Source organism: Serratia sp. SCBI, assembly GCF_000747565.1.
Classification (GTDB): Bacteria; Pseudomonadota; Gammaproteobacteria; order Enterobacterales; family Enterobacteriaceae; genus Serratia; species Serratia ureilytica.
This window is the reverse complement of sequence record NZ_CP003424.1, coordinates 1,129,786-1,141,327: the sequence shown is the minus strand read 5'-3', so window position 1 is coordinate 1,141,327 and position 11,542 is coordinate 1,129,786. Positions and strand designations below refer to the sequence as shown.

8 protein-coding genes are annotated in these 11,542 nt (G+C 58.0%); 7 read left to right on the top strand and 1 reads right to left on the bottom strand.

Features of this window, described 5'->3' with window-relative positions; translation table 11 throughout:
- Nucleotides 1-133 precede the first annotated feature (133 nt).
- From SERRSCBI_RS23965 to SERRSCBI_RS05250, 6 genes are all read left to right on the top strand, one after another.
- A complete protein-coding gene (locus SERRSCBI_RS23965; protein ID WP_071845084.1) occupies nucleotides 134-418 on the top strand; it encodes a 2Fe-2S iron-sulfur cluster binding domain-containing protein in 285 nt (94 codons plus the stop codon).
- Nucleotides 419-431: 13 nt separating this feature from the next.
- On the top strand, nucleotides 432-1,367 hold the full coding sequence (locus tag SERRSCBI_RS05275; protein ID WP_033651120.1) for a diiron oxygenase: 936 nt from the start codon (nucleotides 432-434) through the stop codon (nucleotides 1,365-1,367).
- A 68-nt stretch (nucleotides 1,368-1,435) separates the two neighbouring features.
- Nucleotides 1,436-7,144, top strand: a complete 5,709-nt coding sequence (locus SERRSCBI_RS05270; RefSeq protein ID WP_042783816.1) for a non-ribosomal peptide synthetase — start codon at nucleotides 1,436-1,438, stop codon at nucleotides 7,142-7,144.
- Nucleotides 7,131-7,943 (top strand): cyclase family protein, encoded by an 813-nt coding sequence (locus tag SERRSCBI_RS05265; protein ID WP_042783815.1) that lies wholly within the window; start codon nucleotides 7,131-7,133, stop codon nucleotides 7,941-7,943. The genes SERRSCBI_RS05270 and SERRSCBI_RS05265 overlap by 14 nt, the downstream gene beginning before the upstream one ends.
- Entirely contained in the window at nucleotides 7,940-8,677 is a 738-nt protein-coding gene (locus SERRSCBI_RS05260) for a tryptophan 2,3-dioxygenase family protein (RefSeq protein WP_042783814.1), read from the top strand. The genes SERRSCBI_RS05265 and SERRSCBI_RS05260 overlap by 4 nt, the downstream gene beginning before the upstream one ends.
- 63 nt (nucleotides 8,678-8,740) lie before the next feature.
- Nucleotides 8,741-9,508, top strand: a complete 768-nt coding sequence (locus tag SERRSCBI_RS05250) for a thioesterase II family protein (protein ID WP_084587947.1) — start codon at nucleotides 8,741-8,743, stop codon at nucleotides 9,506-9,508.
- Nucleotides 9,509-9,511: 3 nt separating this feature from the next.
- On the opposite strand, the gene SERRSCBI_RS05245 is transcribed toward SERRSCBI_RS05250, so the two are convergent.
- Nucleotides 9,512-10,675: a multidrug effflux MFS transporter gene (locus tag SERRSCBI_RS05245; RefSeq protein WP_042783811.1), complete on the bottom strand. Its 1,164-nt coding sequence runs from the start codon at nucleotides 10,673-10,675 to the stop codon at nucleotides 9,512-9,514.
- 99 nt (nucleotides 10,676-10,774) lie between these two features.
- Between SERRSCBI_RS05245 and SERRSCBI_RS05240 the strand changes: the two genes are divergently transcribed.
- Nucleotides 10,775-11,542: a helix-turn-helix domain-containing protein gene (locus SERRSCBI_RS05240; protein ID WP_042783810.1), complete on the top strand. Its 768-nt coding sequence runs from the start codon at nucleotides 10,775-10,777 to the stop codon at nucleotides 11,540-11,542.

Sequence of the window (11,542 nt, the reverse complement as noted above, 5' to 3'; positions counted from 1 at the left end):
GTGTTGACAATAAACAAAGCCAAAGCTATCGTTACTCCCCATTAAAACTCACAACCTATTATTAATAACAATTTACTTATATGAATTTTAAAATGTGATCTCACTCACTGACTTCCATAGGGAATAACACGCCATGTCTGCAAATACAGGGCCCGATGGTCATCAAGTTATTTTTGATGGCGCGGGCATCGGTGACTTTTGTCCTGAAACGTCGCTGCTTGAAAACTTTGAAAGATTAAATATCGACATTCCCAACCTATGCCGAAAGGGGAGGTGCGGCTGTTGCAAATTACTTCTAATCAGCGGAAATATACGCCATGAAAAACAGAGTGCCTTATGCGAAGAGGAGTTAGAAGAGAATATTATTCTGGCCTGCTGCGCCTATTCACAATCGGATATTGAAATAGAACTCTATTAATAAGGATTAACCGATGAGCCTCATTGAAACCACGTTGAAAAAATGGGATCGCGCCGCGATTGTCCGCTCCCGCCCGCGTCGCCTTCTCAACGAACAGGACAGCCAATCAACCCTTTTCTTCCCCCTCGAACGTCTGCCGCTGTGCCTCCATCCGCGCGTTGCCGCGCTCGGTGAACAAGCCTTGCGCTATATTCAGGTACAAACCCTCTACCATTACCTGAATGGCATCGCCAACATCGAGTTGGATATCATCAATGATTCCAGTTACAAGCTCTACAAAAACGCGGTCGGCGTAGACTTTCCGCTTGAAATGCGCTTAGACGCGCTGACCGTGGTCGTGGATGAGTCCTATCACGCCCTGGTGGCGCTGGATCTGATCAATCAGGTAGAGCAGATGACGTCCATTGCGCCGCTGCCGATGCCAAAAGATACCGAGGCCTCCTATGCCCTGGCGCAATCGTTGGCAATGGGCGACGAACGGCTGCGCGAGCTGCTGCGACTGGTTTGCGTGTCCCTGTCGGAACAGGCGCTGACGACCGATCTGATCGATGTGATCAACAACGAAGATATCTTCCCGACCTTCTATCTGGTGATGAAAGATCACGTTGCGGATGAAGGCCGCCATGCCCGCTTCTCACAGCAGGTGCTGAGCCATATCTGGCGCCACAGCGACGCGGCCACCAAGCAAGCGTTGCAACAACCGATTTTGGCTTTCCTGGAAGGCTACGCAACCGACGCTATCGCCAAAGATTTCAGCGCCTGCATGTTGCGCCAACTCGGACTGACAGAAGCGGAAATTATCGACATCATCGCAGACACTTATCCAGCAACGCATGTTAAACCGTGGGAAACCAATAATATCGTCACGGAGCAAATGTTGGTGGCGCTGAATAAATCGGGCATTCTGGCTGATTTGCCTATCGCCGATGCGCTGCATGCAAAAATCTAATTAACCGGTATAAAAATCCAGCACCTTTGATATTCCGCAAGGGAAACCATTATTCTCAGGAAGCAAAAATGGAATTACTTCATATTGGCTATTTCGGCGACAGCGCCTGCGGTAAATTATTAACCGACGAAATCCAGGAATACGGCCATCAGGTTAGCTTTATCAGTCTCGAACACCGCCCAACCGAAAAGCTCGACCTTATTATCACCACTGAAAATAACGCTGAAACAATACGACGACTGCAACAGCAGGGAAAAAATCTGCTGACGCTCGCAACCAATAAAAAAAATATTAACGACATTGACACCCTGCAAAACCAAGAACACTTCTCTCTGTACTTTAGCTCCGCCGGCCAGGCCGCTTATCTGTGCGATGCGCTGTCGGATATGGCCGCTGACGCCCAACTTCCCCTGCTGCAGGAAAGGCTTGTCGACATTGTGGTCGAGCTGTCGCGTGGCGGTATACCGCCGGTACAAGAACTTCCCTACCGCTTGGCGCGTAAATACTATGCCGAATCACCGACGCGCATGCGCGAATTGACCGCATTGCTGATGGAACGTCTTGGCGATCAGATGCAGGGACGTTGCGGCAGCGATCTCTGCCATCTCACCTGGCAACCCGGCGCCGACTTCCATACGGTGCCGGTAGCGGACATCACGTCCCCCGCACAGCTGCAACATTTCTTCTTTAATGAAACCGGCGCGCTCAAACAGGGACGCTATGCCCAGCCACGAGTGATGGTCGACGTAGCGGCTTGCGGTGACGGCACTCAGCTTACCCTGTATGGCGACGACATGCGTTTCAACTCGTTCACCGACTATCTTGACGCGCTATTGGCAGATCCGGCCGATCCCATCGCCGCGCCCATTGTTACTCAACCTCACACGTTACATCGCCTGAGCCAATTCAACGCAACCGACGATGCCGAGCTCCTGGCGCACGACGTCATCGCTTTGTTCCGCCACGCCGCCGCCGCTCATCCGCAACAGGCCGCGCTGCATGCCGATGGCCAGACATACAGCTATGGCGAAATCGATCGCGCCTCGGATCAGTTTGCCTGTTGGCTGCTTGAACACAGCGGCGCCGCCAGTTCGGTCGTCGCCGTCTCGATGGACAAGTCAGCGACGCTGCTGATCGTGCTGTTGGGGATACTGAAAAGCAATAAAACCTATGTGCTGCTCGACCCGCAGGCGCCAGCGGCGCGCAATCAAAGCATTCTTGACGACGTACAGCCCGCGCTGATTTTGGCCGACTCGCCGTTGCACTCCGGCGACGCGCCATGCATTGCGCCATCAAGCATTGATTACCGTTCGCTGAACATCCATGCGGAGCAACTCCCTCAATCGCGAGACGCTCTGGCCTACGTCTGCTATACCTCCGGAACGACAGGCAAGCCCAAAGGCGTCATGATCGGGCGGGAAGGCCTGAGCAACGTGGCGCAAAACCACCGCGATTTCATTGGACTGGCGCAAGGCAGCCGCGTGCTGGCCATCGCCTCGCTGGGTTTCGACGCCTTCGGCTGGGACGTCTATGGCGCGTTAGTCAGCGGCGCGACGCTTTATCTTGCGCCCTCGGAGCTGCATACCGATGTCGGCGCGCTGCACGACTATCTGACTCAACACGATATCGGCCATATCACTATTACGCCGGCAATTCTGGAATTGTTGCCCCGCGAAATGTGGCCGGGACTGCGGACGATGATCGTCATGGGAGATGCCCCGCCTGCAGACGTCGTCGCCTGGTGGGCCGAGCGCACCCGATTGTGCAACGGTTACGGGCCGACCGAGGCTTCCATTGCCACTTCGCTGTGCGAGTATCGTCCCGGCGTTCCCTGGAACTGCATTGGCAAACCGCTGAAAAACTACCGTTGCCACATCCTTGATCTCCACCATAATCCACTGCCGGTCGGTTTCGAGGGCGAACTGTGCATCGCCGGCAGCGGCCTGGCGCACGGTTACCTGCATCAAGAGGCGCTGAGCGCAGAGAAGTTCATTATCTGTCGGCTGCCGTATATGGCGGCCGAAGAGCGTCTTTATCGAACCGGCGACATCGCCAAATGGGACGAACAGGGCAACATTATTTTCGTCGGCCGCCGTGATCACCAGGTGAAGATACGCGGAGTGCGCATCGAGATGGGAGAAGTGGAAAGTGCCGTCCGCAGTCATCCACTGGTTGAAAGCGCCTGCGTGGTCGCTCGCAGCCAGCCCTCGGGCAAAATTCTCGCCGCCTTCGTGCAACCCGCTTCGCCTGAGCTGACGATCGACGCGCTGCGCCACGCGTTGGTCACACTGCTCCACCCCGCCGCGATCCCCAGCGTCTTTATTTTCTTGCCGGCGCTGCCGCTGACCATCAATGGCAAGATCGCCCGCCAACAGTTGGAAAACTGGCCACTGGATGAGCGGAATGAGCGCCTGACGCCGCCGGAAACCGAAACGGAGGCCATTCTCGAGCGCATCGTGGCCAACGCGATCGGTTGTCCGCAAGCCGACGTCACCCAGGAGTTCATCAACCTGGGCGCGCACTCGCTGACCATGAGCAAAATCGTGGCGCTCGTCGCACGCGATCTTTGCTGCCATCTGAGCATCGCCGATCTGTTCCGCCACAATACGGTGCGCAAACTGGCCGAATATATCGAGAATAAGGCCGTTGCCGCGGAGCGCGCCATCGCGATCTGCGACGAACGCCGCGCGCCGCTCAGCCCACAGCAGAACCTGCTTTGGTACCTGAGCGCATTGAATCCTGACGACTGCAGTTACAACCTGCCGCTGGCGATAGACATCCAGGGCCCGCTTGATCTGGGCCGCTTTGAGCAGGCGATCAATTTTATTTATGAAAAACATGAAAGCCTGCGCACTCGTTTCACCGAAACCGACGGTGTCGCCTATCAGTTGGCAGAACCACATACCCCGATTCGCCTTGCCGATCACTGGGTGGACGGCCAAACGCTGTCGGCAGAAAAGTGGGTGCGCCAACTGTGTGCCACGCCTTTCGACATCACCGCTCGCCCGCCGCTGGTGCTTCGGCTGGTCCAGTATCATCAGCAGCACCATGTTTTGATTTGGGTAAAACACAACATTATTACCGATGCCTGGAGCGAACAACTGATCCTTAACGATCTGTGGCAGCGCTATAACGAGCTCGACGATCACCACGGCTTAGACGCACCGCAACCGCAGATTCAAACTATCGACATCGTCAATAGCGGCATCGCGTCACCCGCGCCGGCGGATGTTGCTTATTGGCAACAGCAACTGCAAGACTGCCGCGAACTGGACTTCCCGCTGGATAAACCGCGCCCGCTAATGCCGACGCACGCCGGAGAGCGCATCCATTATCAGCTGCAGCCTGACGTGGCCGGTCTGCTGGCGTCACGGGGCAAAGCGCTGGGCGCCACGCCTTTCGCCTTGCTCTGCGCGGCATTAAGTTTGCTGCTCAGCCGTTATACCCAGCAGCAGGATATCGTCATCGGCACCGCCATCGCAGCGCGGGACAACCTGGATCAGGCGCAGGTCAGCGGCTTCCACGTCAATACCGTACCGCTGCGTATCCAACTGAGCGAACAGGACACCCTGGCCGGACTGATCGGTAACATGATGGAAACCTGCATCGGCGCCTACCAGCATCAGCAGCTCTCCTTCGACCGGATCTTGCACCAGATCGAATACGAACGGATGTCGAATAAAAATCCGTTATTCCAGATCATGGCTATCCTGCAGAACGCCGGTGACGTATGCCAACAAAACCTGCGCGATTGCACGCTGCATCGCTTGCCGCTTTCGTCCGGCTTCTCGATGTTCGATATGACCTGGAACTTCAGTGTGGAACAGGACGCCGTCACCATCGAGCTCGATTACGCCAGCGAACTGTTTTATCCCGCCAGCATGCAAATGCTGTTGGACAACTATCAGCAAACGCTGCGGCAACTGCTCACCCTGCCGGCCAATACGGCGCAGCTTGCCCTCAACCCGCTATGCGAACGGGAACAACAGTGGCTGCAACAGTTGGCCGTCAACGCCGACGCAGGTTCACGTGACTCGCTGCTGATGCACATTGGCCGGTTGGCACATACTCAGCCTGACAGCCTCGCCGTCAGCTGCGAACGGCAACAGTACAGCTACCGTCAGCTGTGGGCGCAGTCTGAGCGCGTCGCGCATGCATTGCTGCGCATCGACAGCCGGCCTTTCTCGGTCGGCGTCATGATGGAGAAAAGTTGCCACGTCGCCGTGCTCCTGCTCGGCGTGCTGAGAGCCGGCAAACACTACGTGCCGATTGACGTACACTACCCGGCCGACCGCGTGAGCTACATGATCGAGAACGCGCAAGCCCGGTTGCTGGTGACCGATGGTGAGCCAGAGCAAGGTTGGGCCAGTCCCGCCGTCGGTTTCGACTCGCTGGTTTCTCATCCTGCAGCGGCCGACGCGTTGCCGATCCCAGCCGACGATACGCTGGCCTACATCATGTACACCTCAGGCTCAACCGGTAACCCCAAAGGGGTGATGATCACGCATGGCAACCTGAACAATTTCACCAACGACTTCGTCGGGCGGCTGGCGCTGAGCGCGCGCGATAAGGTGCTCAGCCTGACCAGCATCAGTTTCGATATTTTTGGGTTGGAACTGTTCTGCTCGCTGGCCGGCGGCGCGCACGTCACGCTGTGTCCACGAGAAACCGCCATGGATCCGGTCAAGCTGTATCACTTTATCGAGCGACAGCAGCCCAGCGTGATTCAAGCAACACCTACCGTCTGGAGTACCATCGTCCACCACCTGCCGGCGGCGAGCCAACGCCCCCTGACCGTGCTATGCGGCGGCGAGAAAATGCCGGCGGCCCTGTTGACGCAATTGCGACGCATCGCGACACGGGTGCTGCAGGTGTATGGCCCGACGGAAACCACCATCTGGTCGACCTGCGCCGATCTGACTCACGAAGGCGCAAGCGACTGTATCGGCACGCCGATCCAGGCGACTGAGGTTCTGGTCATGGATCAGGCCGGCAACCCGCTGCCAAGCGGCGCATTTGGTGAGCTGTGGCTGGGCGGCGCAGGGGTATCGCCGGGGTATTGGCGCAATCCGACGCTGAGCGATAAGGTCTTTCTACGGCGTCAGGCGTTCGGCGCCGAGCGCTATATGTACCGCACCGGCGACATTGTGCGTTTTAATCGACAGGGGCAGCTGGAGTATCTCGGCCGGAACGATCACCAGGTCAAAATTCGCGGCCACCGTATTGAGTTGAGCGAAATCGATCTCAGTCTATCGTCCCTCGACAATATCGAGCGGTCACTCAGTTTAATTGTCGGTGAAGGCCAGCAGGCCCGCATCGTCAGCTACCTGCAGTTAACGTCGGGCGAAGAGCTGAATGAAAAAGCGGTACGCACGGCGCTGAAAGCCCGTTTGCCGAATATCATGATCCCGTCCGGTTTTGTGGTGCTGTCGGCCTTCCCGCTCACCAACAACAACAAAATCGACATCCGTCGGCTACCGGCGCCGGAAACCCGCTACTCGGCTTCCGAAGCGGACTACACGCCCGCGGCCAACGAGGCGGAAAGCGCCATGCAGCATATCTGGCAACAAGTATTGTCACAGACGCAGATCAGCGTCTGCGACAGCTTCTTCAGCCTGGGTGGAAATTCACTGCAGATCCCGCAGCTGCTGCACGCCATTCGTCAACAGATGGGCGTCTCGCTGACTATCCGCGAATTCATCATGCACAGCCAGATCCGCGAACTTACCGCGCTGGCCTTGAGCAAAACTGCCGAGGTCGCCGATGAAACGCATTGAGGTGTACCACCAAGGGCGTTGTCATCACCTTGACCACCGAGAGCCGCTGCGGCTCTCGGCCAGGCTGGACTTCGCCGATAACCCAACCAACCTTTATGGTGTGGCCCCCGCCGACTCGGCGCCGCTGAGTTACGGCGATACCGTCGCCAGCGTGCGTCATGGCGGGGTCTGCAACGCCGAGCGCATCAGCCTGGTGCCGCACTGCCATGGTACGCACACCGAATGCATCGGCCATATTCTTCCTGAAACGCGCAACGTGGCTGACTTGCCGCTTGAACCGTTCATCGCCGCCACCCTGATTCGCATCAGGCCGCAGCGAGCGGACGCGACCGCGGAGAGCTATAACGCCAGCGCTGCCTGTGAAGATTGGCTGATTACCCGGGCGGCGCTCGATGACGCGTTGGCGCCGTTGTCGGGCGACTACCTGCAGGCTTTGGTGATTGCGGTCGAGGCACCGAGCGAATTCCGCGCCGCGTCCTGCGCGCCCTACTTCAGCCATCAAGCCTTGGCGCGCATCGTCGAACTCGGCGTCCAGCATCTGTTGGTGGACATTCCGTCGATCGACCGTCTCTACGACGGCGGACGCATGGACAACCATCGACGTTTTTGGGGGCTTGAGGCCCCCGACAGGCCGCAAGAAGGGCGCAAATACGCCTCCGTGACCGAGCTGATTCAGGTTCCCGCGCAGGCCACGGCGGGACACTATTTTCTGACCATTCAACTGCCGGATCTGAGCGGGGATGCCCTTCCCAGCCGGCCCATCTTATTTTCGTTTTCTACAGGGAAAGTGACATCATGAATTACGCCAGCTATCTGCAGCTAAACCAGCTGCTGTCGCTGCAACAGCCAGCCTCGCCGTCTGCGGAACACCGCAATGAAAACTTGTTTATCATCACTCATCAAACCTACGAGCTCTGGTTCAAGCAGTTGATCGATGAGCTTCATCTGGCGATCGCGCAGATCGAAGAAGGAGATATACCGGCGGCGATCGAAACGATGACGCGCGTCAATGCCATTACCCAAACCGTGGTGAATCAGATCGCCGTGATTTGCACGCTGAAGTTTCACGAATTCCAGCGTTTTCGCAGCTATCTCGGCACCGCCAGCGGTTTTCAATCCTACCAGTTCGCCGGCATAGAAGCGCTGCTCGGCAAGGAAAATCCGAAAAAACTACAGCAGTATCAGGGTGATGAAGAGGCACAGCGCCGATTGGCGGCTATCATCCAACCGGTTTCACTATGGCAGGCAATACGCGGCCATCTGATGCGTCTCAATGATCAGCCCAATCAGGCGGCGCAAGGCTTCGACGACATCATCAGGCAATCGCTGACGCGTTCGAGCTGCGAGTCGCTGCTGCTCAATCAACTGCTGGATTTGGATTCACTGCTGCAGGAGTGGCGTTACCGCCATGTGAAACTGGTGGAACGTACTATCGGGCAGCGGAAAGGTACCGGCGGTTCATCGGGTTCAGACTATCTGAAATCTACGCTGTTCACGCCGATCTTCGATGAATTGTGGAACGCCATCAACTGAATACGTTCCTTAACGCCAAGGAAGCTAAGGCTTCCTTGGCCCCCTGAAAATACGGATTTCGCCATGCATTGCACCCACTTCCCCAACGCCCCACGCAGCTTGAAACCGCTGACGCCAGGGCGCCAGGGCAGCCTGCGGCTGATCGCTTTTCCTCATGCCGGCGCCGGCGCCACAGCCTTTCAGGGGTGGAGCCCCTCGTTGCATCAGGACATCGAACTCTATGCCGTGCAATACCCCGGTCGAGAGGAGCGGGCAAACGAAGCGCCGCTCTGTCACCCCCAATCACTCATCAATCAACTGATGCCGGCACTGCAACCACTGCAGGACAAACCGCTGATCTTTTTCGGCCACAGTCTTGGCGGACGGGTTGCGCTGGCGTTAGCGACGGCGCTGCCTCAGCCGCCGCTGCAGTTGATCATTTCCGCCAGTTCATCGCCCTTCCTGGCGCGCCACAGTTCGTTGCTGAGAATGCCGCGTGCCGCTTTGTTGAACGCGCTATGTGCCGGCGAGGGTCTGGATGCGTCGCTCATCGGCGACAGCGCGCTGCTCGATTACTATCTGCCGCTGATCCGTGCCGATCTGATGCTGTCCAGCCAATTGCTTTTCCCTGAGCAACCGGGTTACCCCGCCCCGCTGGCGATGTTTTATGGTGAAAACGACGAGCTGATCGATCGGCAGGATTTGCTCGACTGGCGCCGGATCGCGCAAGGCGATTTTCAGCAGCGCACTTTTGCCGGCGGGCATATGTATATCACCACGCAGCGCGACGCCGTGATAGCCGGCATTCACCAGTTGCTGGCAGGCCACCTGAGTGAACCGGCCAGCATATAGCCGTCAGGCGTTTTCACTCTCAGGCATCGCCAAACGACGCTCGTTGTGCACCACCCGCCACGCCAACAGCAGCACGCAGAGGCTGCAGAGCGACAGCACGGCGCCCAGGTGCTGCGACAGCCCCGCCAACACCAAGCCACCGCCGAGCATCAGGTAATACATCAGGCCAAGGATGGCGCCGGCGGTGCCCATGCAGTCTTTATAATGGCGCAGCGCGCGCGCCAGAATATTGGGAATGGCGATGCCGTACGCCATCACCACCAGCATCATCGGCAGAACGAACCACAAGGTCCCTTCCAGCAGCAGTACCAGCAGGCCGCCGGTCAGCGATAATCCGCAGGCCAGCATCAACAGCGCGGGGAAAAGCCAGTGCTTGCCGATCAAAAACTTGTTGATCGCCGCGCCGATACCCACCCCGGCCGCCAACACCAAACCGGTATAACCGAACCACTGTGCCGGCAGCGCCAACGCCGAGAAGTGGAATGGCGCCAGCTGGTAATAGCTGAACATGCAAATATTGAACAACGCCACCAACAGCGCGCTGAGCCAAATATCCCCGTCCTTGACCATCCGTCCCAGCGTGCCGAAAAATGAATTCTTCACCACCTGCTGCGGACGCGTCTCCGGCAGTTGCCAACCGGCATAGCCCAGCAACAGCGCCGCCAACAGCGCCAAACCGCCGAACACCCCCTGATAGCCCCAATAGTGAGTCAGCACTGCGCCGCTCAACACGCCAACCGCCGGGCTGATCGCCATGGCGATCCCCATCACCGAGAACACCCGCGCCAATTCATAACCGTCGAAGCGATCGCGAATCGCCGTTTGCGTCCCGACCGAACCGACCGCCGCGCCAAAGGCGGCCAGCACCCGCGCGGCCAGCAGTACGCTGAAGCTGCCGCTGAACAGCGCAACGAGAGAAGCCAGCAGATAGAGCGTCAGCCCGGCCAAAATGGTGGGGCGGCGTCCGATGACGTCGCACATCCGTCCCCATACCACCACGCCCAGCGCAAAGGCGAAAAAGTAACAAGAGAGCGTTTGCGCCGCCATTTCCGCACTGACCCGGAAACCGTGCGCAATATGCGTCAATGCAGGGCTGTAGATGGTCTCCACCACCTGGGGAAACATCATCATCGACGTCGCCAACGTCAGCGTCAGTTTACGTTGCATAACAGATCCTGTAGCCAAGAATAGGCTGCACAAGGTAGCATCTGGTCCCAGCGCCGATTACAATATAAAAGACAATAAATTTACAAAATCGGACAGACTATGGCGTGGCTTCAGGCGCAGGACAGTTTTAATCCGGATACGCTCGACAACGGGGTGCTCGGGATCGCCGCCGAACTGGCGCAGCACGACTCGGGCACGCATTGGCATGACAGGGGGCAGTTGCTGTTCTGTCAGCAAGGCAGCATGCGCATCACGCTCAACCAAAGCATCTGCATGCTGCCGCCGGGCAGAGTCGCCTGGATCCCGCCGCAGGTGGCTCACCGCGTTCAGGTCAACGGCGTCGTCGGTTACCGTTCGCTTTATCTCGACGCCGATCGCTATGCCTGTCTGCCTGCGCAGCTTGCCGTACTGACAGCCTCGCCGCTGCTGCGCGAGGTGTTGGAACGCATCGCGTTCGCCGCCTTCGACACCGACTGGCGGCATGGGCCTTACGCCAATATTCTGGCGGTCTGCCTGGACGAGATCGCCGCCGCGCCGCGCGAACTGACGCTGCTGCCGCTGCCCAGCGACCGCCGCCTGCGCCATCTGGCCAATCTGGACATGCTTCCGCCGCTGCACGAGTTATCGCGCTATAGCGGCGCTTCCGAGAAAACCATCAGCCGGATTTTCCGCCGTGAAACCGGGCTCGGTTATCAACAATGGCGTCAGCAATGGCGCCTGATCAAAGCGATAGAGATGCTGGCCGCAGGGCTGAGCCAATCCGACGTCGCCGGTCGGCTGGCGTTTTCCAGCGACAGCGCCTTCGCCACTTTTTTCAAGAATATGGCGGGCTGCCCGCCGAGGGCGTATATGGAGAGAAGAAAGTAA